This is a genomic window from Cohnella cholangitidis (genome assembly GCF_014107495.1).
Lineage (GTDB): Bacteria > Bacillota > Bacilli > Paenibacillales > Paenibacillaceae > Cohnella > Cohnella cholangitidis.
The window spans coordinates 4,757,611-4,781,887 of the sequence record NZ_CP041969.1; the positions used below are offsets into that span (position 1 = coordinate 4,757,611).

The following is a 24,277-nucleotide window of genomic DNA, read 5'->3' on the forward strand; positions in this document are numbered from 1 at the left end:
AGGTCAAGAGTAGAGAAAGTTGCGAGGAGGAAGCGGCATGGACATCTTCAGTCGGATCTCAGAGTATCGGGCCGAAAGTGAGAAACTAAGCTGGTCGGGCACTTTTCGGGATTACATCGATCTACTTCGCCGCGACAATACTCCGGCGATGACCGCTCACGCGCGGGTATACGATATGATCGTTTCCCACGGGGTAGAGGAGCGGGGCGGTAGTAAAAAATATAAGTTTTTCAACTCCGAGATTTTCGGATTGGACCAGACGATGGAGAAATTGGTGGAGGAATATTTCCATTCCGCCGCTAGAAGGCTTGACGTCCGCAAGAGAATTTTGTTGCTTATGGGTCCGGTGAGCGGCGGGAAATCAACGATCGTAACGTTACTTAAGAAGGGGCTTGAGCAATATTCACGCTCCGCGCGGGGCGCCGTGTACGCGATTAAAGGCTGCCCGATGCAGGAAGATCCCCTTCATCTCATTCCGAACGAGCTTCGCCCGGAAGTAGAGCAAGAGCTTGGCGTTCGCATCGAAGGGGACCTTTGTCCTTCGTGTCAAATGCGGCTGAAGCTGGAATTCGATAACGACATCGAGCGGGTTCCGATCGAGCGAGTGCTCATCTCGGAAAAAAATCGGGTAGGGATCGGCACGTTCAGCCCGTCGGATCCGAAATCGCAGGATATCGCGGATTTAACCGGAAGCATCGATTTCTCGACGATAACGGAGTTCGGTTCGGAATCCGACCCGCGGGCCTATCGTTTCGATGGAGAGTTGAATAAGGCTAACCGGGGATTGATGGAGTTTCAGGAGATGTTGAAGTGCGACGAGAAATTCCTTTGGAACCTGCTCTCCCTCACGCAAGAAGGCAACTTCAAAGCGGGCCGCTTCGCTCTCATTAGCGCGGACGAATTGATCGTGGCGCATACGAACGAATCGGAGTACAAAGCGTTCATCTCGAACAAGAAGAACGAAGCGCTTCAGTCGCGGATGATCGTCATGCCGATCCCGTATAACCTGAAGGTATCGTCCGAAGAGAAAATCTATACGAAGCTGATCGGCCAATCGGATATGAGCCATGTCCATATCGCTCCTCATGCTTTGCGCGCCGCGGCTATTTTCTCCATCCTGACCCGTTTGAAGGAATCCAAGAAGCAAGGGATGGATCTCGTCAAAAAAATGCGTATGTACGACGGCGAGGAAGTGGAAGGCTACAAAGAAGCCGATCTGAAGGAAATGCAGAACGAATTCGTCGAGGAAGGAATGTCCGGAATCGACCCGCGTTACGTCATCAATCGAATATCCAGCGCGCTTATTAAGCAGGATTTGCCGTGCATTAACGCCTTGGACGTTCTGAGGGCGCTCAAGGACGGCCTCGATCAGCACCCTTCGATTACGAGGGAGGAGCGGGAGAAGTATTTGAACTTCATCTCGGTCGCGCGCAAGGAATACGACAATCTGGCGAAGAAGGAAATTCAGAAGGCGTTCGTATATTCGTTCGAGGAGTCCGCGCGCACGTTGTTCGAGAATTATCTCGACAACATAGAAGCGTATTGCAATTGGTCGAAAATCAAGGATCCGTTAACGGGTGAAGAAATGGATCCGGATGAGCGGCTTATGCGGTCTATCGAAGAACAGATCGGCGTCTCGGAGAACGCCAAGAAAGCATTCCGCGAAGAAATTCTTATCCGGATCTCGGCTTATTCGCGCAAAGGCAAGAAATTCGACTACAGCATGCATGATCGGTTGCGCGAAGCGATCGAAAAGAAGCTGTTCACCGATCTGAAGGACATCGTCAAAATTACGACCTCGACGAAGACGCCGGACGAAAGCCAGTTAAAACGCATTAACGAGGTAACCAAACGGTTAATCGACGAACACCATTATTGTCCGGTGTGCGCGAATGAGCTGTTGCGATATGTGGGCAGCTTGCTGAATCGTTAAGGGGAGCGGGAGGAAAATCCAAGAAGCACCTTCGCGGGTGCTTTTTGGGTTGGAAAACGGAATGTTGAAATGACTAGATATTCCCATGACGTAATAGTAATATTACTTCTATAAGATCTAGCAAGGGAGCTACTCGCATGAACAAAGCATTTTGGAAAGAAGCGGTCGTGTATCAAATTTACCCAAGGAGCTTTAAGGACAGCAATGGCGACGGGATCGGCGATCTTCGCGGCATTATTTCGCAGCTCGATTATTTGAAAGATCTCGGCGTGAACGTCGTCTGGCTAAGTCCCGTGTATCAATCGCCAAATGACGACAACGGTTATGATATCAGCCATTATCAAGCGATCATGGACGAGTTCGGCACGATAGCCGATTGGGAAGAAATGCTTGAGGAGATGCACAAACGGGGTATAAAGCTTATTATGGATCTCGTGGTCAATCATTCCTCCGACGAGCATGACTGGTTCGTTAAATCACGGCAGTCCAAAGATAATCCGTACCGAGACTATTATATTTGGAGACCGGGCAAGGACGAACGGGAACCGAACAACTGGGTGTCCGTCTTCAGCGGCTCCGCTTGGGAGTGGGACGAGAAGACGGGCGAATATTTCTTGCATATTTTCTCCAAAAAACAGCCGGACTTGAACTGGGAAAATCCTAAGCTGCGGCAAGAAATTTACGACATGATGAAGTGGTGGCTGGACAAAGGAATCGACGGCTTCCGCATGGACGTCATCAATTTCATCTCCAAAGTACCCGAGCTTCCCGATGCCGGAACCGAACGCTATGCGTGGGGCGGCGACTATTTCATGAACGGTCCGCGCATTCACGAGTTTCTGCAAGAGATGAACCGGGAAGTGCTGTCCAAGTACGACGATGTCATGACCGTCGGCGAAATGCCGGGCGTAACGGCGGAAGAGGCCAAGCTGTATACGGGAGAAAACCGCAACGAACTGCAAATGGTGTTCCAATTCGAACATATGGATATCGGTTCCGGTCCGGGGGGCAAATGGGATCTCGCTCCGTGGACGTTGCACCAGCTAAGAGGAATACTGCACAAGTGGCAAGAGGGGCTCGCCAACGACGGTTGGAACAGCCTCTATCTCAACAATCACGATCAACCGCGGATGGTGTCGCGCTTCGGCGATGACGGCGAACATAGGGTCGAATCCGCGAAAATGCTCGCAACCCTGCTGCACACGTTGAAGGGGACTCCGTATATTTATCAAGGCGAAGAAATCGGGATGACGAACGTGAAGTTCGATTCGATCGATCGTTATAAAGATATCGAAACGCTTAATATGTACCGGGACGCCGTCGGTCAACAGGGCAAAAGCGTAGAGCAAGTCATGGAATCGATCTACGTGAAAGGTCGCGACAACGCGCGGACGCCGATGCAGTGGGATGCTTCGGACAATGGCGGATTCACGACGGGGACCCCATGGATCGAGACGAATTCCAACTACACGACGATCAACGCCGAATTGGCAGTCCAAGATCCTCAATCGATTTTTAACTATTATAAGAAGCTAATCGCATTGCGCAAACGGCATGACATCATGGTTTACGGAGATTATGAATTGTTGCTCGAGAATCATGATTCCATATACGCGTATACGCGCAAGCTCGGCGAAGAAGTTTGGCTGGTGATTTTGAATTTCTTCAAGGAACCGGTAAAGTTCGAGCTTCCCGCGCAACTTCATCATGAGTCGCGAGAACTGATCATTAGCAATTATGAGGTCGACTCCAAGGAGTCTATTGCATCGGTAAGCTTGCGCCCATATGAAGCTAGAGTGTACAGGCTGCAAGGCGTTCAATAATCGCTGTGACGTTAAAAAAGCACCCGGATGGGTGCTTTTTTCGATAGTGTACATAGCACGACATTCAAATGGTTATTCCTTTACAACGACCTTCACTGCTGAAGTTTGTCCAGGATTAGAAGTTAAATAAATCCCAACCGTCCATGCTTTCGCTTCCTTGCCAACCAATGTTTGGTCTAAGGGGATTGTAGATTCTTTGCCGCTTTTTATATTATTCTACTTCAACGAGCTGACCAGCTTGTTCAGCAAAGTTCGGTTATCGTCTTGGCTGATCTCCCACAGCATCGCTCCGCCTAACCCCTTGGAACGGATATACTCCGCTTTGTAAGCTATCGATTCCGGGTCCTCGTATACGATTAGCGTGCCGGTCGTTTTTTTGTACAGCCAAGGAACTTTGGCGTTATCATTCCAGTATCGGACGAACCCGTTTCCGTTAATCCAGCCCATCTTCTCCAGCTCGTCGTATTCGTGGACTCCATTAGCCGTGGTTCCCTGTGAGACGTCTTTACACGTCTGATATAAGCCTTGATTGGTCTGAGCGCAGCCCGTCCATCCCCGCCCGTACATCGGGATGCCCAAGACCAGCTTGTTCGCCGGAACTCCCTCATTCAAGAACGTGTTGACGGTATGGTGAATGTTGGATTTCGCGCTAGTCGAATCCGCAGGATCCGCGTATAAGGGGGCATTATGATTGCTTTTCTTCTCCCAATTGCCATGGTAGTCATAGGTCATCAGATTGATCCAGTCTACGATGGACGCAACTTTTGCTATCTCCGTATTGCTTGCGTATGAGGGGAAGGCTCCCGCGGCAATCGTCAGCGAATACGTATTGCCGTCCTTGAGCTGCACGGCATCCAGCTTGTCGCGGATCGTCCGGAGGAGCAAAGTAAAATTGATCTTGTCTTCCGCTCTGGCCGAATTCGAAGCCAATCCTCCGGCAACCGGGTATTCCCAATCCAGATCAATCCCGTCAAACCCGTTGTCGCGCATGAATTTCACGGCACTGTCGGCGAATTTCGTACGGGAGTATTGGGATAACGCGATATCGGAGAAAAATTCGGACCACGTCCATCCGCCAATGCTGATTAGCGTACGAAGCTTCGGGTTGGCTTGCTTAAGCTTGCGAAGCTCGGGAAAGTTAACTTGGTCCGCCCAGTAATCTCCGTTGACGACTTGGCCGTCTTTGACGTTGGCGAAAGCATAGTTGATGTGGGTAAGATTAGAAGCATCTGTTTGCTTGACGTCGAATTTCTGATAAGTTCCCCAGTAAGGGTAATAAGCAACGATTTTATACGATGATTTGTCGGGCACCGGCATCGATTGGGCGGAATTCTCGGTTATCTCGATCGTATGGGTGGCCGCATACCAATGGATTCCTAGATCCAAAAGCGAAACAACGGAACGCAAGGGTAGAAATAGGGTAGATCCTTTCAATAGAGGCGCTGCCGTTAGGTTAACGATATCGTTGTTTAAGTAGGCAAGTTTTTTGTTCACTTCCATGACAATCGCTAGATCGGACTTGGAAAGCTTGAACTTGGTTTTGTCGATCCAATCGACCTGCAAGCCAAGCTTTTGCGCCAACGGCCTCGTTTCCACGAAGGTGCTTCCGTTCTGAACGAAAGGCTGCGTTTGGAAAGCGATTCTTTGTTGGTTGTATGTAACTTTGATTTCATTGCCGGCGTGGCTCGAAGGCGTAGGAATAGTGGAAACGCCTACAAGAATAGTCAGCACAAGGATACGGAGAAGGGTTGCGTAGTTTTTCATTCGTCACTCTCCCAGTCATGAATCTAGTTCATCTTATTTTCCGGGAGAGGTAGATTGTTAGTAAAGGCAAACAATATGGTAATAGAGGCGATATTATGCAGTGTGTTTAGGGAGAGTTATGCGGATTTCGGTGGTGCTGCTATTCTCGTCGGAATGTACATCGAGTTCGCCGCGATAGTGTTTGACCCGTTCCTGTACGATGGCCAGTCCAAGGCCGGAATGACCTTCTCCTTTAGTCGTATAGCCGGGAAGAAAGATACGTTCTTTATCTTGAGCGTTTAGCATGCGGCCGCTATTGGAGACTTGAAGCTTGATCGTATTATCTTTCATGATAAGGATAGAGGCATGTACTTGACGCTCGTTCTGCGGGAGCAGGCTGGTTTCGTCAAACGCGTTGTCGACGAGATTACCCATGATTTTAATGATATCTATCACCCTAATGGTCGTTTCGTCCGTATTCCAATCGTCCGGCATCTCGTAGGTAAAAGTGATTCCTTTGCCGATCGCAACGGTCACTTTCGCTTGGATAAACGCAGCCAATGCCGGCGAAGAGTGATGGACGATATCGCTGACGTCGCGGGTTTCTTTGACCAAGTCAGCCACGTATGCCCTTAATTGATCGGTTTTGCCCATTTGGACCATCGTGTGGATAACCTGGACATGGTTAAGAAAGTCGTGACGCTGCCCGCGAATCGAAGTAAACATGTCGTTGATCTCTTCCACGTACACTTCCTGCGTCATGCGAGCGGCATGTTCTCTAGTGCGGACAAGCAGACGGATGATAGAGACTAGGGCTAGGAAACTGAAAAAAATGGTCAAATAAATCAACGACAAGTTGAATAGTTGGTTATACTTATCTGGCGTAATTTGAATGAGTATGAGTACTCCAAGTAAAAAAAACTGGATTACAATAAGCGCAATGACTGTAGTTAAGGTGCGTCGGTCGCCTTCTAGGACAATAGAGAAAAAACGTTTACCGGAGAAGAAATTCCTTTTGCGAATAAACCAAGAAACAAATAAAACAATTAGTAATTGGGGGTACATAACTTTAATCATTAGCATCAGATCATCTCTAATCAAATCCTCATGAGATGAAACGCCGATAATATAGATAAGAGTTATTCCAGATGTGGTATCCATGCAAATGCCAAACAAAAACCAGAAAAGTAACAGGTATAATCTTTTTTTCAATCGTAGATCCCTGAACAATATTAACATAAGTATAGTTCCTGCCAAGATTGAGTTAACTAGATGTAATGGCAGCGGTAATACTAGGATTAGCGCATCGGTGTAAATAGAATGTATCAGAGTAAAAAGGACTAGGCGTCTCAACAATTTAGGCGGCTGAGGATCCAAAAATGAAAAACAAAATAACAAGTATGTAAATGTCTGAGGTTGAGCGACTAAGACATCCAGTTTTAAGAAAGTGATGAATTCTTGCATGTCTAGAGTACCTCTCCCAATTATTTCTGCATGATATACTTCTTTTATACCATTAATTGAAGAAAATAATTTAATTACTTTATTTGAATGATATATGATGTTACAAAATTTACCAATTTAATGCGAGGAATCATAAATTTTGATACGAATTCTATGGAATATGATAGAATAGTAGTAGAATAGTTATTAGGTCTTTTGGGATAGAGGAGTACATCTACGATGGATTTGTTTAAGTTTATTTTCTTTTCCTCACTTGAATACTTTTCTTCTTTTGTTTTTATTTTAGTTCAATTTAGATTCTCTCTTAAAGAGAATGCGACTAAGATTGTTTTAATTTCCTTATTGCTCTCGTTTGTTTCTTATTCCTTTATTAATGCTGACTTAAGTACTATATCTCCAATCATACAAATTGTCATTTTTTTGATTTATATTCAAATGGTTATGAAAGTTAGCGTTATAAATTCCATCATCATGGTATTCACGGGCTACATAGTATATGGATTGGTACAAACGTGTATCATCGCGGTTTTTTCTCATGTCGGAGTGATTGAGAGAGAGTTGGAAGCCGCTACTAATACGGCATACTTATTGCAAGTTTCATCTTGTATCTTGATGCTTCTTTTGAGCTTTTTGAATTATTATTTTAAAGGCGGCTTTAGCTTTATCGAAGCGCGAAGTAGGTTTTCAAAGAAATCGTTTACCGGGAAAAACAAAGGTTTTATCGCATTCATTTTTATTGGGCTGTTTATTTCGGTATTCTCAAACATTGTAATATTGGAAAGCGAGACGCCCCCTTACTTATTAATAGCATCCGTATTATTGGTAGCATTAGTCATTCTGTTCTACTTTTCTTTAAGGAGAGATGAAGTCGTTGATTGACGCAATCGCAACTAAGCTGGCTGTTAAAATCAAGGAAGCAAACCCAGAGGAGACTGCAAGCGTCGAGGTAATGAAGTTTGCTCTTTTTGGAATCATCCATAATACGTTGACTTTCGCGACCGCTCTGATTGTCGGATTGTGTTTGGGACAATTATTGGAAACCTTGCTTGCCGCGTTTAGCTTTATGATTTTGCGATTCGTGTCGGGTGGATACCATTTCAAAACACCGCTATCCTGCCTTCTTTTTTCATCTTTTGTATTTGTATTAATCCCTTTCATTCCTATGCAAGGAACATCTGTAATCATTATTAATTCGATTAGCTTAATCCTAGTATTACTATTTGCTCCTTCGAACATTAGAGAGCATATAAGAGTTTCGGAGAAATTTTTTCCGATTTTCAAAGTCATTTCCGCGCTTTTGGTCGGCGCTGGTTTCCTATTAGACAATCCTATTATTATATTGGCTTTTTTCGTACAATCGATTACTTTGATTACTTTTAAGAAGGAGGTGAACAATCCATGAAAAGAAAAGGAGTCGTAATCATTTCTAAGCTGTTGGCAATGGCAGCGGTCATTTTTGTAAGTACGGCTTGTTGGTGGGCGGTATATCGTCCAGAGGTACCTAGTGAATTAAAAAAACCTGCTTAAGGAAAGTAGAAGGAATCAATTTGTATAAGGGGATGAAACCATGTCTGATCAGATCCGCTTGTTGGACCGTGATGGGAATCCGTGCACCGTGAATATTGAAGATTTGATTGCGATTAAACCGACGGCGGATGGTCCGGAGTTCTATACGAAGGACAGCATGTATTTCTATCCCACTACGCTTGATGAACTTTTAATTCTGTTTAAGGATTTAGGTTTCGAACGTTTGGACCGGACGAATCTGGTTAATCTTAATCACGTTAAGGCTTTTGATCCGAAAGCTCGTAAGGTTTACTTTGAGCATCCCTGGAGTAAAGACAGCAAATTTGCTACCGTCTCGGAAGCGAATGTAAGTAAAGTGCAGCATCTGGCGAAAGAAGAGCAAGCCAAGTACAAGGTTTTTCCGAAGCCGTCGTTGTTCTGGAAGAAGTGAACTCGCAGCCATAAGGAAGCAGGAGCCAAACCGCCTAGGTTTGGTTTTTTTATTTTATTGTTCCCATGCGACGAAGCAAGAACAATCTCCCTCAATTATAGGTATTTCATATAATAAAAATAGTTTTTATATATTTTAACTATTAAAAGCCGTGTGCTATAACATAATTATCAAGTTAACCGACAAGGGGATGTGTAGGTATGAGTAAGAACGCGAACGAACAAAAAGTGCATTGGGAAGCGGATGTGTACGATCAGTCAATGAGTTACGTGTCCCAATACGGAGAAGACATTTTGCAATGGTTAAATCCTAGTCATGGCGAGAGGATAGTCGACTTCGGCTGCGGAACAGGGGATCTGGCGGCGAAGATCGCAGCGCGGGGCGCGGAAGTTACCGGAGTGGATATTTCCCCGGAAATGGTCGAAAGGGCACGGATTAAATACCCCGAACTTACCTTTCAATGCGCGAACGGGATGAGCTGGAGATCGGAACAGTCGTACGATGCGGTATTCAGCAATGCGGCTTTGCATTGGATGAAGGATCCGGAAGCCGCTATTGGCAGCATGATATCAGGGCTTGTTCCCGGGGGGAGATTGGTTGCGGAGTTCGGCGGGTTTGGCAATGTGGCGACGATTGTCGAAGCCGTGAGAGAAACGCTGCAACGGCATGGGCGGGAAGAAGAATTCGTGAATCCCTGGTATTTTCCTACGGTGGGACAGTATGCTGCCTTGCTTGAGAAACACGGAATGGAAGTAAGAAGCGCGAATCTCTTCGACCGCCCTACACGGTTAGACGATGGAGAAGAAGGAATGAAAGGTTGGCTGCAGATGTTCGGAACGGCGATGTTCCCTCAGGCTGGCGAATCGGAAGCCGGGCAATGGATAAGGGAAGCGGCGGACAGTATGAAACAAACCGAGCTGTACGATCGAGGCGTCTGGACGGCCGATTATCGGCGCCTACGAGTGATCGCTATCAAAAAATAAATCGTAATATAGCACAATGGGATAAAAATAACACCGTTTCGTTCATTGACTAATAGAGGCAACTCGGGGAGAATGGGGAAATCACTATTAGCGGGGACGGTATTGCATCATGAAACTTCTCAAAGGCTGGTATGGCATTCTCATGCTGGCGCTCCCATCTTTATTCGCGTTCGCGACCCAAACGTTAACCGGAACGATCAACTTGATCGTCGTCGGCGATCTCGGCTTCGTGGTCATTGCGGTCGTTGGCGTGTCCAACATTATCATGTATAACGTATTTGCCATCTTTTCGGGGATCGGCCATTCGATTAACTATCTCGTAGCGCAAAATTTCGGAGCCAACGAAATGCGCAAAGGAATGCAGAGAACCTACTTAGCGCTGATCGTAAGCGTTGCGGTTGGGCTTGTAATTGCATTGGCGGGCTGGCTCGCGAGCGGCGCGGTCCTGAAGCTGACGGGCGGTTCGGCCGATCTGATCGCGACGGGCGGAGACTACTTGGAGTTACGCTTCTACGCGATGTCATTCGGCATCATTAGTTTCGTGTTTCATGGATTCTTCCGAGGCGTGGGCGATACCCGTACTTCGATGATCGTATCGATCGTGGCGAACGTTCTTATGGTAGGACTTACCTACGCTTTAACCTATGGGCATTGGGGATTGCCGGATCTGGGAGTCATCGGCGCCGGATACGCTTTGCTGATCGGGGAAGCGGTGCAGCTGCTGGTCTGCCTGATCGTCTTCTGGGGACCGATGCATAAGCGTTATCAGACTCGGAAACTTCAGAAACCGGATTGGAAGGAACTCAAGCTTATCTCTCTTGAAAGCGGGAAACTAGGTTTGCAAGAGTTCTCGATGAGTATCTCGATGTACATTTTCACGATATTCGTGCTGACTTTAGGGGACTTGGCCGCGGCAGCGAACGAGGTAGCGCTTAGCATTATGTCGTTCGGGTTCATGCCCGCGTTCGCGTTCGGTTCGACGGCGACGATCTTGGTCGGGCAGGAGATCGGGCAGAGAAGGCCGGATTTGGCGAAAAAGGCGGGTACGAGCACGGCGATACTCGGTTCTATCTTTCTGATCCTGCTAGGGACGGTCGAAATAATCTGGGCGGTTCCGATAGCTCGATTGTACAGCGACGATCCCGGCGTATATGAATTGGCGGCTTATCTGATCCAAGTATCCGCGTATTTGCAAATATTCGACGGATTCTATAACTTCTACGCCGGCGGTTTGCGTGGGATCGGCGATACGACTTTCTTGATGCGGGCTTCGTTCGTGCTCAGTATATTCATGTTTATCCCGCTCACTTATTTGTTCGTTATAGTTTTCGATTGGGGAAGCATCGGGGCATGGCTTGCGTTGTACTCGTTCTTAGTCGCTTTAGGATTGGCTGTAATGATTCGTTACTACCGAACGGATTTTAGTTCCGTTAAATTGAAGGAAGCGCATGCGTAACTCATAAGAACAAAAACACAACAGGCCTTCTCCTAACCGGAGGAGGCCTGTTCCGTTCATTCATCCTACCCGTTCACGACTTCTCCGCCGTTCACGTGAAGCACTTGTCCAGCCATATAGGACGAATCCTCGCTCGCCAAGTACACGTAAGCGGGTGCCAGTTCATCGGGCTGACCGGCGCGTTTCATCGGGGTATCGGCTCCGAATTTGGCGACCTGCTGCGCGTCGAAGGTGGACGGGATGAGCGGCGTCCAGATCGGTCCGGGCGCAACGGCGTTCACGCGGATGCCTTGTCCGATGACGTTCAGAGCCAGCGAACGGGTGAAGGCGACCTGGGCTCCCTTCGTGGCCGAGTAATCGAGCAATGTCGGGCTTCCCCGATATGCGGTTACCGATGTCGTATTAATAATAACGGAGCCGGAAGGAAGATGGGGAATCGCGGCCTGCGATAAGAAGAACATGCCGAACACGTTCGTGCGGAACGTTCTTTCCAACTGCTGCGGCGTAATCTGCTCCAGCTTGTCTTGCGGATGCTGCTCGGCGGCATTGTTGACGACGATGTCCAGACGTCCTAAGTTAGCGACCGTTTGCTCGACCGCTTGTTTGCAGAAGGCTTGATCGCCGATATCCCCTTTGATGAGGAGACAACGGCGTCCTTCGGCTTCGATCTGGTTTTGGGTTTCCGCGGCATCCACGTCCTCGTTCAAGTAAATGACGGCTACGTCGGCTCCTTCCTTGGCGTAGACGATGGATACCGAACGGCCGATCCCGCTGTCTCCTCCGCTGACGATGGCGACTTTGCCCATCAATTTGCCCGCCGGGCGATAGACGGGAGACTCCGCTTCGGGAAGCGGGTTCATGTATTGCTGGATGCCGGGTTGATGGTTCTGGTGCTGCGGCGGGAACGAGCTTGGCCTTTGGGGGGAGCTGCTTGACGGCGTATTTTGCGAGTTAGACATCATCATGAATCTCTCCTTTGCTTAAGGGTCGCTAACGGAAACCGATCGACGGCAGCGATAGAAGTAGGTTAAACCAAATCGATTTATTTTAAGCAAAAATTTCAATATAACTCGTTATTTGTCGATATAAATCTCATCCAGTCGAATGGGGGTTGTATTTCTGAACAGAAAAATCAAACTAAATCTAACGTTCAAATTCATTGCCGTGCTCGTCGTGTTTTTGGGCGGCGTATTCGCCGTCATGGTGCAGCTCAATCTCAATAACCTCAAAAGCGAGAGCGTGGGTAAAGGGGAATTCGAAGCGAAAAGCGCAGGACAGGATTATGGTTTGTCGTTCAGGAAAACGCTCGTCGGATTTCAGCATGAGCTCGAAATGCTTTCCCTGGTCTTACGGAATGCCAAGGAATCGGGATCCTTCTCCCGCGAGGAAGTCGTTGCGCTGTTGCAACAAATGCTGGAGGCTAATCCCCAAATTGTCGGAACTTATACTTTGTGGGAGCCGAACGCGTTCGACGGGAAAGATGCGGATTACGTTAATAAGACCCCTTATGACGACAAAACAGGCAGGTTAATTCCATACGTGGTAAGAAGCGGAGAGAAGATCGTCGTAGAACCGCTTAAAAATTACGAAACTCCCGGGGATGGAGATTTCTATCTGTTGCCAAAGAAAAACAAGAAAGTGACGTTAATGGAGCCTTATTCGTACGAGATAGAAGGTAAAGCGGTTCAATTAACGTCATTAATCGTTCCTATTATTGACAATGAAGAGCATTTCTTGGGCATGGTGGGGGTCGATTTCGCACTAGACTCCTTGCAGGAAGACGCGACTAAATATACTCCGCTTGGCGGGTATGTCACTATTGTGTCCGGCCATGGCAATTACGTAGCGAATGCCGCTCATCCAGACTTAATCTCGAAACCTTACGGAGAGCAAGAGGATAAAGCGAAGTTATTCGCGAGCGTCATCGCCGGAGAAACGACGCAGGGCTATACGAATGACGAAAACGGAGATACGGTGCTCAGAATGTTTATGCCTATACGCCTAGACGGAAGCGACGACGTCATGTACGCCGAAACCGTTATTCCCAAGGACAAAATCATGGAATCGTATAATAAAGGCAGAACGGTTACGCAAATCATAAGCCTCGGAGCGCTGATCGTACTGGGGCTCGTGCTTGCGTTTGCCATCAGGCGATTGATCATTCGCCATTTGCTTGTGCTTGTTCGCAGCATGAAAAGCATGGCGGAAGGAGATTTGACTCAAAAAGTCGAAGTCCGAAGCAAGGACGAATTCGGCGAGCTCGCCAAAGATTATAATCACATGACCGGAGAACTGCGCGGCATGTTCCATCTCGTTCATGATCTCTCTATGTCGGTAGGAGCAACTTCCGAGCAATTGACGGCTAGCGCCGAACAAACAAGCCAAGCGTCGGAGACGATTGCGCGCTCCATCGAGCAGGTAGCTTCGGGCTCGACCACGCAAAATCGTTACGTGAATGAAACGGCGACCGCCATGTCCGAGATGTCGGCCGGCATACAGAGAATCGCCGATTCGACTTCCGCGGTGTCCGCTTCCGCGCAAGAAGTACAGTCGCAAACCGAGCTTGGCAACTCGCGATTACGCGAAGCAGGGGAACAGATGGAACGGGTTAGGAATACGGTGACCGAAGCCGAACGGGTGATGGATCAATTGGGCGAACGTTCCAAAGAAATCGGAGGCATCGTCGATCTGATTTCCCGCATTAGCTATCAGACCAACTTGTTGGCGTTGAACGCGGCTATCGAAGCGGCCAGGGCCGGAGAGCACGGACGCGGATTCGTCGTCGTGGCCGCGGAAATTCGCAAACTCGCGGATCAGACCTTCAAAGCGACCGAACAAATTACCGGACTTATTCAAGTCGTTCAGGATGAAACGGCCAACGCCACGAAAATGATGAAGCTAGGTACGGCTGAAGTCAGATCGGGAGAACAGCATGTTGTGGAATGTTCGGCGTTGTTCCGGGCCGTCGCCGATGAGATGCTGAGGGTCGGGGAGCAGATTCAAGAGGTGTCCGCAACGTCGGAGCAAATGAATGCGAGCTCGGAGCAGGTTAGCGCTTCTATCGGGGAGTTGGCGCGACTGGCAGAGGAAGCTTCCGATAATTCGCAAAACGTGGCCGCGGCTTCCGAAGAACAGCTTGCTTCGATGGAGGAGATCTCTTCTTCCTCGGCGGCACTCAGCCATATGGTTCAAGAATTAATGGAGAAGCTGTCGCGTTTCAAAATTTAATTGCCGAAGGGCAGCCTAAGTTGATCAGGGCTGCCCTTCGCGTTACTCACGTGCTTTTGCGAGTCGTCTTTTTCCCGTCGCAAGTAAAAACGATTTTTTTGTCGTCCGTCACGCTCTCCAGGTGTACCGGTTTGCCCCATAGTTGAACCAAGTAAGGGAGAGTGCGTTCGACGTATTTCAGGTCAAGTTCGGTTCCTTCGTAGCTATGGGTCACGTACAGTTCCCCGTTCCGTTGATAGTCCGCGTCCGTTACTTCCAAATAAGGGAATCCGCCGTTTACCCGCGAATAGACGAGCTGGTCGCGAATCGTTTCCCACGTTTTGTCGGTGATTTTCCACTCTTGGCCTTTTTTCTCGAAAATGTACAAATCCAACTCTTCCGTTAATTCTTTCGTTAAGTAATTGCGAAGGAATGACGGATCGGAATCGAGCTCGCGAACTTCGAATATTTTCTCCTGTCCGAATCTCTTCTCGATGTCCTCGAATATCTTGAGTCCTAAATAGTAAGGGTTCAAGGAGTGGCGCGACGGTTGAACGACGGCGGAGTTCAATTTGGCATATTCGATCGTTTCCTCGCTCGTGAGCGGAAGCTCGCGCATGATTTTCTGGTGCCAATAGGACGCCCAGCCTTCGTTCATGATTTTCGTCTCGATCTGCGGCCAGAAATAGAGCATCTCTTCCCGCAGAATGCTCATGATGTCGCGTTGCCAATCCTCCAATTGCGGGGAAAACTCCTGAATGAACCAGACGATGTCCTTCTCCGGGTTAACCGGGAACTTGCGCGAATCGGACGATTCTTCGGGTCGGTCCTTATCCGCTCCGGTCTTCTCGAAACTCTCCAAGTCCCACAAATCCTCGTAAGGGGAAGAAGCGCGGGATAATCCGCGGTCCTTGCTCTTGTCTCGTTTCTGTTGCGATTCCATATAATGCTTCCGATCCAACCCGTAGGGCTTGTGAATAACGGGGTCTACATGCTCCTGAATGGCCATGACCGCATCGAGGAAACGCTCGACTTGAATCGTCCCATGTTCGATCTCGTATTGACTGATCCTTTCGGCAGCGGCGGACATGCTCTCGACCATATTGCGGTTAGACCTGGAGAAGCGAGCGTTGTTCTTGAAAAAATCGCAGTGGGCGAGCACGTGGGCGACGATCAGCTTGTTCTGGACCAACGAGTTGCCGTCGAGCAGGAACGCGTAGCAGGGATTCGAGTTAATGACGAGCTCGTAAATTTTACTTAAGCCGAGGTCGTACTGCATCTTCATTCGGTTAAACGTCTTGCCGAAGCTCCAGTGGCTGAAGCGGGTCGGCATCCCGTACGCGCCGAAAGTGTAGATGATATCCGACGGGCAAATTTCGTACCGCATCGGATAGAAATCAAGTCCGAACCGCTCCGCGATCGCCGTAATTTCCGTTATAGCGCTTTCCAACTCCTGTTGTTCCTCTTCGCGCATCATGCGAGCCAAGCCCCCAGTCCTAAACAAAGATTTCACCACCTTATGTATATGTGGGAACCGGCGGGAGTGTGTATGGGACTTATTGAACTTGGCCTTTTTCCGTTACTCCGATATCCATTTGCAAATAAGCGTACCATTCGCTAAAGCGCTTTATATTTCCTCTTGGATCGCGGTGCAGCAAAAAAGCTTCCCTCCCAGGAAACGAACCGTTGGAAGCCACAACGCGGTGGGAGGACCAACGGAGCTGTTTTAAGTTAAATATCCATATGGGTGCCTCCAATACAACGAATAAAACGCGGGAGGAAGGTTCGGAAAGAAGTCGATCGGCTTCTTTGAATCCGTTTAATCGATAAGATACATAAAGGATCGGATGTTCTAACGCTTCGGTCGGTAATGGTTGCTTTGACGGGTCCGAAGACCTTCGCAGCCTATTCATCGCGAAGCCGGCTGCCGCAGCTACGACGAACAGCGAGCCCTGCAGCGTTGATTGCAGCGGGGACAGCGATACGCCTAATGTAATCGGGTTGAGGAGTAACATGATCAGCATTAGATTACGTATGACGGGAAATCGGTTCAGATTGGAATGGTCTCCGAAGCAGGCACATCCTCCCGTTTGAAACGCCGTTCGGTTGCGGAGCAGGAAAACGGTAAAGGAAATGAGTACAATGCCGGCCAACGGCTGACGATACCCGTTTCCCAGGTTGAACGAAAAGGCGGCAGCCAATAGCGTCTCCGTCAACATAACCCCGTAAGCAAGTTGTCGGGCGCCGAGGAACGGCAATGGCCATTTAAAACGGGAGAGCAACAGGATAAAGTTCAGAGGATTACGCCATTTAGTCGAAGCGGACTTCATGAACAAGTAACCGGTTAGGAGGTTAACCGCACAAGCGAAAGCTGTCGTCCAGTTCGTCGGATTAAGCACTATTGACCTCGCGTTGCCTCCAGTGTGTTGCCACATCTTCGGCCGAATCCGCCGCAAAGCCTTTGACGATGAGCCCCCTCCCATCGACCAAATAGAAATAGGGGGTTTGGTTAACTTTGTATACCTCAAGAATATCTTCTTCCTCGATGCTTACAAACGGAAATTCGGCCTTAAAATAGGCAGCGATGTTCTCGTTTTCTTGTGTTGTCCCATTGCTGACGAGAATAAAAGGGATCCGGTCCCGATGGACGATAGACGTCAATTCCGGAAGAAGCTCGATGCAATGGGAACAATAGAGCGAGATAACGGCGACGATCACCGCTTCTTCGCGAGGCAAGAGAGATCGCCAGTTTAAGGGGAAGGGCTGATCTGGCTGCAGAGTTTCCACAGTTTCTGGCGGCTTCGGGGCTTTTTTAAATAACGTTTTGAAATCCATGGCCGTTCGGCACCTCCGATGGAATTTGTTTGTCTTGCATTCGCTTGAACAGGGAGGAATATTCCGCTAGGCGCGTTGGCGGCCCTTGTTCGGCTATTCGTCCGTCCTCCATGACAATAACGGTATCCGTTAGCATAGCCAAGCGAAGATTATGGGTGACGATAACCGTCATTTTATCTTTGCGGTCCGTCAAAATTTTGGCGATCAGTTCCATTTCAGCGACGGGGTCAAGTTCGGACGTCGCTTCATCAAGAAGAAGCATGTCGCAATCTTTGTATAGGCCCCTAGCGATGGCAATGCGTTGCCATTGCCCTCCCGATAGTTGTATCGAGTTCAAATATTCATTGCCTAATACCGTGTCCGGATATTGGATCAAATTCGACGGAATCAATTCGGTATAACGGGTTTTTATGTTTTCGTATTTGGGATCTACTCCGTTATTTTTGTTCAACGAAATATTCTCGTATACGGACAAGGGGTATTTGACGAAGTCCTGGGAGACGATCGAGATGCGACGCAACAAGGTTTCCCGATCTATTCGCTCAATGGGCACGTCGTTATAAAACAAACGATTCTCCTCGACCCGATGGAGACCCGATAGTATTTTGGCTAGCGTCGATTTGCCGGAACCGTTTGCGCCGACAATGGCCAAGCTGCCGGAGCCGTTCAACCGTAAGGAAACATGATGCAACGCCGGTGAGTCCCGCTCGGGATACCGAAAAGTCAACTGTTCGGCCCTGATATTCCGAATAGTGTCTATGCGGTGAGAATGATCCGCCTTTGAATGAGACAAATACCGATTGTGAAAATGGCTCCATTTCTCCCGGAACAGCCTCAAGTTTATAAAGGTGTCCGTCGATACGATCAAGGATCGGATGGCATTGTCCAGAGGCGTAAGCGATGCAGTCACTGCCAAGTAATCGCCTAAACCCATTTCTCCTCGGTAGAGAAGGGAAATAAGAATCAGTTGGGTTACCGCGTATTTGATCGGTAGGAACAAATCGACGAGCAGGCCCCAAAAATATTCGCTTTTCATAAATAGGCGCCGCTGTCCGATGACCTTGTCGGAGGCGGTCTCCCATTTTGCCAGAAAAAACGGCTTAGCGGCAAAGACCAGCATTTCTTTAATGGCCATCGGCATGATGAGAAAGCTGGTTACCCGGCTTGATTCCATTTGCGCTTGGGAAATGCGTTCGAAGAATAAATCAAGGCGGCTCGCATGCCTCCACACGTATAGCAAATTCGGAAAAGAAAACGCGACGACGGCGGCCAAGACCAACCAGCTCTGGGCGATAATCAAGTAAGCGTATACGACGATGATGCCGATCTCTTTGACGACGGTAAGGCAAGAGTGAAGAAGTTGTCCCAGTTTCGTTAAGTTGTTATTCAGTAAATTTAAGTCCTGTTGGTAGGAGGGCGTTTCCATCCGGGTAATGTCCGAGGGCTGAATCAGTTCGAATTGATAGGCTTCGATCCTGCGGTTAAGGTTTAGCAAGAGAGACTCTTGAACGTAACCGTTGAACCGGGTTAAAGCGCTTTCCAACGCTTTAATAGCAAATAAACCGATCAGCAGTCCGACGAGGAGAGCAAGCTGATCTCGAAGATCGGCTGTAATTTGATTGAAAAAACGTTGAGACCATTTGAACTGGAACCAGCTTAAAAGCGGTATGGCTACCATCATTAGAATAGCTGCGGACAGCAGGCCATGCGATCCTCTGGACAAATAAACAAACCATTGCAAGACGGTCTTCATCCGACTTCACCGATCAGGCCTCGAAACGGTTGCACCAATCGGAGAAATTCGGCCCGGTTGCCGCAAACCGAACTGGTAATGATCTGGCCGACGGAGTTTATACCGTATCCCCAAGGGGTCGCCCCCGTTCGGAAATGCGCCCTCATTTCCTTCAGGCTGTATCGATGCACGTCGGCCATGCCATCGAACGCATCCTTCAATACTTCGAATTTGTCCGCATCCGGCGTCGAGACGAGAATCGTTACGGGCAGATCATACTCGGAGAGCATTTTGTACAACGTGTTCAAGCTATCGCCGCATGGCTCGCATTCGGTATCGATAAAAAACAGAAAAAGACAAGAGCGGGGCCTCGGATCGAGCTTGATCCCGTTATGAACATGAAAGCCGGCGAAGTCGGGTAAATAGTCTCCGGGGTCAAGCCAGTCCTTCGCGCGTTTAATAAATTTGAAATGCCCATGCAATTCATTCATTGGATATCCCCCTTACGAACAGATCGTATTGGGCCAAAGTATCGTTAGCGCGCTTGACTTCGACCGAGAGCAAGTTTTCTCTTTCGATGAGGAACGGAATGCGCAGCGAAAGATCGCATCCGGAAGGAAGCCCGGATTGCCTGACATTCCGTACCTCTTTGAGAACGGAGAACAATACGCGATGATCGTCGTCCTTAACTTGAATCTCGATTTGCGTTTCCGACTCGCGGTTATCGAAGGTCAATTTGACCAAAAGATCGCATGAAGCGATAAAAGGAAAAGTCGGCACGGTCAGATGATTAAGGACGTGATTCAGATGATGCGTTCGCAACTCGGGATCGTAGCGAATTTCACGAGCTGCGATGACTGAAGCCTTCAACGATGAAGCGGAAGAAGCCATGGCCTAATCATCTCCCTTATCGACTGCGGCCAATCCTTCGTTCAACTTGGCCTGTCCCTGTTCCTGAATGGCTTGGAGAGCTTCGTCCAGCGTTTGTTTGTTTTGAATGACGTCGTCCAGTTCTTGGTTGACTATGGGCGTGACGTGTTCAAAATAGTAGAGCGGAGTCAATTTGATATTTTGCCATAACGGCGTAGGCGGGAGGATATCCGTTGGTTGGAAGGGCTCGAGGCTAACCCCGTTTCTCTCTTTGCTGTAGACCGTTCTGGACATTAAATCGGATACGGAAAGCGAACGAGCTCTGGCGGTTTCGTCGCTGTTCATGAACCGGATATATTTCCAGGCCGTGTTTTCGTTCTCCGCATGTCTATACATGGCATATATGGGTTGAACCGCGATCGATGCCGTCGTTGAATGATCCGAATTCAGCGGTAGCTTCAGGATTCCCCATTCAAAAGGGGCTTGACTTAATTTTTGAATCAAACCGGGACCGGCAACGAACATGGCGGCTTTTCCTTCAATAAACATAGTTTCCCCGTCAAACTTGGGGTTTTGGGAGTCCGACCCGGGAGGCATGTAGGGAAGATGTCCGGACTGTATGGCGGAAATCAACGGTTGAAGCGTGTTATTCCAACTCTCCGTGTTTATTGTCATCCGGTTTGTGCGCGTGTCCCATTGTTTCAAGTTGCCTGAGATCGCATTCATATAAGCTAATAGATCGGAGTACCCGTTGTGGTATCCGAACAATTCGATGCCGTTGTTATCTTGCAAAGGAATGCGCCGGGCGAGGGCAAATACTTCGGACCAGGTCATTCCTTCCGAGGGAATCGAGATTCCGTTTTCGAGAAACAAGGAACGGTTATAGTAGAGAGCCGAGCTGGAAAATTGCGGTGCCAATCCGTACAATTCGTTATCGGAGGAAGTTGATTTTAAATATCGAATGACGATCGGATGAAGCGCATCCAAATCGAAATTGTCTTTTCTGATATATGGAGATAGATCTTTCAGAACGCCTGCTTCGATTAAATTGGCATACAAGAACGAGATGATGATGTCGGGCTTTTCTTTTTCGATCAGCTTTAATAGATTCGCTTCATAGTTTTGGTCTTGGCTGATATAATCTCCGTCTCTGATATAGGTAACCTCTATGTCGGGATATTTGCTTTCGAACATATCTCCGCCATAGAGCATTCTGTAATACTGATCGTCCATGTTCATAAGGATCTTCAGGTTTTCGGGTTCGTCCCGATCGACTTGGCACGAGGAGAGAAGTAAAGCGAACATAACTGCAAGCCCTATTTTGTTAAGGTTGCGCAACAGCGACCCCCCTTATTAATGTTAAGCCGTCGGATTGCATTCGATAGAAGGAGGAAAGGCAATCCAACGTCTCGGATTGCCTTCCTCGACTTTAGCAACAGCCGATATCATTGTAACCTGATCGATTGTAAGTCGCTCCATTGCTCGGATTTACGCAAGTTAAACTGACGTAAACTTGGCGCTGCGAACCGCCGCCTTGCGTGCAACTTTGTCCTGCGCAAAAAGGCGTGCCGCTGCTGCTGCTGGCGATATAATGCCCGCTATCACAAGAAACCGCCATCATTTCACCCCCTTAACGTTCAATTTGCTTTCGTTATTAAAGTATCACATCTCATAAAATGGAAAAATAGAACAATTGTTGTATTTTTGGTTGTTGTAACCTAAAGAATACTTAAATGATTTCCTGAACGATTTTAATAATCAATGAAGCTTTCGATCTCACTCCCATTTTGTTGTGAATATTGTGGATGATGGTTCTTGTCGTAAATTCGCTGATGGTCAATAATTCTGAAATTTCTTTGTAAGTGTGGTCCAACATCCAATAGACTGCTACCTCTCGTTCTCTTCTAGTAAGCCCGTAGCCGCTAATCTTCTTTTCGAAAAAAGAATGAATATCCACTAAGTCCCCCCTCTTGAACGATAAATAGGTCTGATTTTGAAAACGTTTTCCTCAAAATATTATCATTAAAAGATCGAATTAGTAAACGATAAAACTGAATATTTTGGAAATTTTCAGCAATGTATGTCAGCATCGTCGGGAGCGTGTTGACAATTTAGGCGAGACCGATTATGATGATCTACATACCCTACAGGGTATATATTTTTACAATAAAACATACCCCATAGGGTATAAAATCAAGCAAGGAGGAATCACCTCGTTATGACTCAAACATTCACGGCTAATCAAGTATTGGATTGCAAAGGGCTTGCTTGCCCGATGCCGATCGTTCGGACCAAGAAAGCGATGGACGGCTTGCTGCCGGGCGAAGTCATAGAGATGCAAGCGACGGACGTAGGTTCTCTCGCGGATATTCAAGGCTGGGCCAAAAACACCGGGCATCAGTATTTAGGAACGTTGCGCGAAGGGGGAGTGCTGAAGCATTTTATTCGGAAAGCTTCGCCCGAAGAAATGAAGGATGAAGTTCCTTTCTCCCCGGAAATCGCGAATGAAACGGTCAAAAGCTTGCTGGAGCAAGGAGGAAAAGCGGCCATTCTCGATGTTAGAGAGCCCGCGGAATTCGCCTTTAGCCATATTCCGGGAGCGATCTCCATTCCGATTGGCGAACTGGACAGCCGGATGAACGAGCTTGACCGGAGCGAAGAGCTCTATGTCATCTGCCGGACGGGCAGAAGAAGCGGATTGGCATGCCAACGGCTCAAGGAGAATGGCTATAAGGTAAGCAACGTGATGCCCGGCATGACGGCATGGAGCGGACCGACGGAACAATCGGAACAATAATCGCCAATCAATCACATCTGGGAGGTTAACGAAAATGATCAACGATAACGTGAAATTAAAGAACGCCGACAATGCCGATACGAACCCTCAAGCCGTCCCGATGAGCGCGCAGGAAGTCGCCCGGGCGGTCATAGACCATAAGCCGCTTTTTATCCTAGATGTACGTAACACGGATGCTTATGCGGATTGGAAAATCGAAGGCACTCAAGTAAAGAGCGTTAACGTTCCCTATTTCGAACTGCTCGAGGGTGTCGATTCCGTTCTTCCATTGCTTCCCGATCATAGCCCGGTACTCGTCGTATGCGCGAAGGAAGGCTCGTCGAAGTTCGTTGCCGAGCAGCTCGCGGAAGCGGGAAGAAGCGACGTCCGTTACTTGGAGGGCGGGATGAAGGCATGGAGCGAACATCTGGAGCCGGTGAAGATCGGCGATCTGAAGGACGGAGGCGAGCTGTACCAATTCGTACGATTGGGCAAAGGCTGCCTATCGTATATGGTTCTGTCGGACGGAGAAGCGGCGGTCGTGGATACTTTGAGGATGACCGACGTATTCGAAAAATTCGCCAAAGAGAAGGGCGCTCGCATTAAGCACACGCTGGACACGCACCTGCATGCGGATCACATCTCAGGCGGGCGTAAGCTTGCCGAGGAATCGGGCGCGGAATATTGGTTGCCGACGAAGGACGCCGACGAAGTTACTTTTTCCTACAATCCGCTTGAAGACGGTCAGACTCTCACGGTCGGCAATACGGAAATCGCGATTCAGCCGGTATACTCCCCGGGGCATACGATCGGAAGCACTTCGCTGGTCGTGGATGATCAATATTTGCTGAGCGGGGACATTTTATTCGTCGCTTCGATCGGGCGGCCCGATCTGGCGGGGAAAGCCGGGGATTGGGCGGGCGACCTGAGATCGACGCTATACGAAAGATACAGGAGCTTGTCCGAAGAGCTGACGGTGCTTCCTGCCCACTTCGGTCAACTAAGCGAGCTGGGCGAGGATGGAAGAGTGTCGGCGAAGCTGGGAGAGCTGTATGCCAACAATCCCGGCTTGAACATGAAAGATGAAGCAACGTTCAGGCAAGCGGTAACGACGAATCTGCCGTCCCAGCCTAACGCCTATCAAGAAATTCGCGGAACGAATATGGGCCGGATACAGCCTAACGAAGAAGAACAACGCGAGATGGAGATCGGGCCGAACCGGTGCGCGATCCACGACAAATAAGGAGGATAAACAAAATGAATATCGACGTACGCGTAGACACGAAAGGAATGGCATGTCCGATGCCGATCGTGAAAGGGAAAAAAGCTTTGGACGGCATGATGCAAGGACAAATATTGGAACTTCTCTCGACGGACAGAGGGGCATTGAACGATTTTCAGGCTTGGGTGAAGCAATCCCCGAACGAATGGATTTCTCATGAAGAAACGAACGGAGTTCACCGCTTCCTCATTCGCAAAGGTTGACGCAAACGGTAAT

General features: G+C 48.5%; 23 protein-coding genes. 12 read left to right on the forward strand and 11 right to left on the reverse strand.

Annotated features, from left to right (window positions below; genetic code table 11):
- The first annotated feature begins 37 nt into the window (after positions 1–37).
- Positions 38–1,933 carry a PrkA family serine protein kinase gene (locus tag FPL14_RS21940; RefSeq protein WP_182299757.1) on the forward strand — a complete coding sequence of 632 codons (1,896 nt, stop codon included), beginning with the start codon at positions 38–40 and terminating at the stop codon, positions 1,931–1,933.
- 137 nt (positions 1,934–2,070) lie between these two features.
- The gene (locus FPL14_RS21945) at positions 2,071–3,756 is read left to right on the forward strand and encodes a glycoside hydrolase family 13 protein (RefSeq protein WP_182299758.1); all 1,686 of its coding nucleotides are present in this window, start codon (positions 2,071–2,073) and stop codon (positions 3,754–3,756) included.
- Positions 3,757–3,972: 216 nt separating this feature from the next.
- Here FPL14_RS21945 and FPL14_RS21950 read toward each other — a convergent pair whose 3' ends face one another.
- Together FPL14_RS21950 and FPL14_RS21955 are read right to left on the reverse strand one after the other, a co-directional pair.
- Positions 3,973–5,520, reverse strand: a complete 1,548-nt coding sequence (locus FPL14_RS21950) for a glycosyl hydrolase family 18 protein (protein ID WP_182299759.1) — start codon at positions 5,518–5,520, stop codon at positions 3,973–3,975.
- 93 nt (positions 5,521–5,613) lie between these two features.
- The gene (locus tag FPL14_RS21955; protein WP_182299760.1) at positions 5,614–6,261 is read right to left on the reverse strand and encodes a sensor histidine kinase; all 648 of its coding nucleotides are present in this window, start codon (positions 6,259–6,261) and stop codon (positions 5,614–5,616) included.
- Between the two features lie 921 nt (positions 6,262–7,182).
- Between FPL14_RS21955 and FPL14_RS21960 the strand changes: the two genes are divergently transcribed.
- From FPL14_RS21960 to FPL14_RS21985, 6 genes are all read left to right on the forward strand, one after another.
- On the forward strand, positions 7,183–7,842 hold the full coding sequence (locus tag FPL14_RS21960) for a hypothetical protein (protein WP_182299761.1): 660 nt from the start codon (positions 7,183–7,185) through the stop codon (positions 7,840–7,842).
- Positions 7,835–8,365, forward strand: a complete 531-nt coding sequence (locus FPL14_RS21965; RefSeq protein ID WP_182299762.1) for an accessory gene regulator ArgB-like protein — start codon at positions 7,835–7,837, stop codon at positions 8,363–8,365. The genes FPL14_RS21960 and FPL14_RS21965 overlap by 8 nt, the downstream gene beginning before the upstream one ends.
- Positions 8,362–8,490 carry a cyclic lactone autoinducer peptide gene (locus tag FPL14_RS21970; protein ID WP_182299763.1) on the forward strand — a complete coding sequence of 43 codons (129 nt, stop codon included), beginning with the start codon at positions 8,362–8,364 and terminating at the stop codon, positions 8,488–8,490. The genes FPL14_RS21965 and FPL14_RS21970 overlap by 4 nt, the downstream gene beginning before the upstream one ends.
- A gap of 40 nt (positions 8,491–8,530) precedes the next feature.
- Complete coding sequence (locus FPL14_RS21975; protein WP_182299764.1) at positions 8,531–8,920, forward strand: LytTR family transcriptional regulator DNA-binding domain-containing protein; 390 nt, start codon at positions 8,531–8,533, stop codon at positions 8,918–8,920.
- 200 nt (positions 8,921–9,120) lie between these two features.
- Positions 9,121–9,903 carry a class I SAM-dependent methyltransferase gene (locus FPL14_RS21980; RefSeq protein ID WP_182299765.1) on the forward strand — a complete coding sequence of 261 codons (783 nt, stop codon included), beginning with the start codon at positions 9,121–9,123 and terminating at the stop codon, positions 9,901–9,903.
- Positions 9,904–10,012: 109 nt separating this feature from the next.
- Positions 10,013–11,359: an MATE family efflux transporter gene (locus FPL14_RS21985; protein WP_182299766.1), complete on the forward strand. Its 1,347-nt coding sequence runs from the start codon at positions 10,013–10,015 to the stop codon at positions 11,357–11,359.
- 65 nt (positions 11,360–11,424) lie between these two features.
- Here FPL14_RS21985 and FPL14_RS21990 read toward each other — a convergent pair whose 3' ends face one another.
- The gene (locus FPL14_RS21990; protein ID WP_407644680.1) at positions 11,425–12,321 is read right to left on the reverse strand and encodes an SDR family oxidoreductase; all 897 of its coding nucleotides are present in this window, start codon (positions 12,319–12,321) and stop codon (positions 11,425–11,427) included.
- Positions 12,322–12,463: 142 nt separating this feature from the next.
- On the opposite strand from FPL14_RS21990, the gene FPL14_RS21995 reads away from it, so the two are divergent.
- The gene (locus tag FPL14_RS21995) at positions 12,464–14,587 is read left to right on the forward strand and encodes a methyl-accepting chemotaxis protein (RefSeq protein ID WP_182299767.1); all 2,124 of its coding nucleotides are present in this window, start codon (positions 12,464–12,466) and stop codon (positions 14,585–14,587) included.
- A gap of 46 nt (positions 14,588–14,633) precedes the next feature.
- Here the strand turns inward: FPL14_RS21995 and FPL14_RS22000 are convergent, their stop codons facing one another.
- The 8 genes from FPL14_RS22000 to FPL14_RS22035 form a co-directional block, all read right to left on the reverse strand.
- Positions 14,634–16,040: a SpoVR family protein gene (locus FPL14_RS22000; protein WP_182304104.1), complete on the reverse strand. Its 1,407-nt coding sequence runs from the start codon at positions 16,038–16,040 to the stop codon at positions 14,634–14,636.
- Positions 16,041–16,122: 82 nt separating this feature from the next.
- On the reverse strand, positions 16,123–16,965 hold the full coding sequence (locus tag FPL14_RS22005; RefSeq protein ID WP_182299768.1) for a MauE/DoxX family redox-associated membrane protein: 843 nt from the start codon (positions 16,963–16,965) through the stop codon (positions 16,123–16,125).
- The gene (locus FPL14_RS22010; RefSeq protein ID WP_182299769.1) at positions 16,958–17,401 is read right to left on the reverse strand and encodes a thioredoxin domain-containing protein; all 444 of its coding nucleotides are present in this window, start codon (positions 17,399–17,401) and stop codon (positions 16,958–16,960) included. Before FPL14_RS22010 ends, FPL14_RS22005 begins: the two co-directional genes overlap by 8 nt.
- On the reverse strand, positions 17,379–19,154 hold the full coding sequence (locus FPL14_RS22015) for an ATP-binding cassette domain-containing protein (protein ID WP_182299770.1): 1,776 nt from the start codon (positions 19,152–19,154) through the stop codon (positions 17,379–17,381). Before FPL14_RS22015 ends, FPL14_RS22010 begins: the two co-directional genes overlap by 23 nt.
- Entirely contained in the window at positions 19,151–19,624 is a 474-nt protein-coding gene (locus tag FPL14_RS22020) for a hypothetical protein (RefSeq protein ID WP_182299771.1), read from the reverse strand. Before FPL14_RS22020 ends, FPL14_RS22015 begins: the two co-directional genes overlap by 4 nt.
- Positions 19,617–20,024, reverse strand: coding sequence for a hypothetical protein (locus FPL14_RS22025; RefSeq protein ID WP_182299772.1), 408 nt, complete (start codon positions 20,022–20,024; stop codon positions 19,617–19,619). The genes FPL14_RS22020 and FPL14_RS22025 overlap by 8 nt, the downstream gene beginning before the upstream one ends.
- Before the next feature lie 3 nt (positions 20,025–20,027).
- The gene (locus tag FPL14_RS22030; RefSeq protein ID WP_182299773.1) at positions 20,028–21,341 is read right to left on the reverse strand and encodes an ABC transporter substrate-binding protein; all 1,314 of its coding nucleotides are present in this window, start codon (positions 21,339–21,341) and stop codon (positions 20,028–20,030) included.
- 391 nt (positions 21,342–21,732) lie between these two features.
- Positions 21,733–21,960 (reverse strand): helix-turn-helix transcriptional regulator, encoded by a 228-nt coding sequence (locus tag FPL14_RS22035; RefSeq protein ID WP_182299774.1) that lies wholly within the window; start codon positions 21,958–21,960, stop codon positions 21,733–21,735.
- 261 nt (positions 21,961–22,221) lie between these two features.
- Between FPL14_RS22035 and FPL14_RS22040 the strand changes: the two genes are divergently transcribed.
- From FPL14_RS22040 to FPL14_RS22050, 3 genes are all read left to right on the forward strand, one after another.
- On the forward strand, positions 22,222–22,800 hold the full coding sequence (locus tag FPL14_RS22040) for a sulfurtransferase TusA family protein (protein WP_182299775.1): 579 nt from the start codon (positions 22,222–22,224) through the stop codon (positions 22,798–22,800).
- A 100-nt stretch (positions 22,801–22,900) separates the two neighbouring features.
- A complete protein-coding gene (locus FPL14_RS22045; protein ID WP_182304105.1) occupies positions 22,901–24,022 on the forward strand; it encodes an MBL fold metallo-hydrolase in 1,122 nt (373 codons plus the stop codon).
- Positions 24,023–24,036: 14 nt separating this feature from the next.
- The gene (locus tag FPL14_RS22050; protein WP_182299776.1) at positions 24,037–24,264 is read left to right on the forward strand and encodes a sulfurtransferase TusA family protein; all 228 of its coding nucleotides are present in this window, start codon (positions 24,037–24,039) and stop codon (positions 24,262–24,264) included.
- The last annotated feature ends 13 nt before the right edge of the window (positions 24,265–24,277 follow it).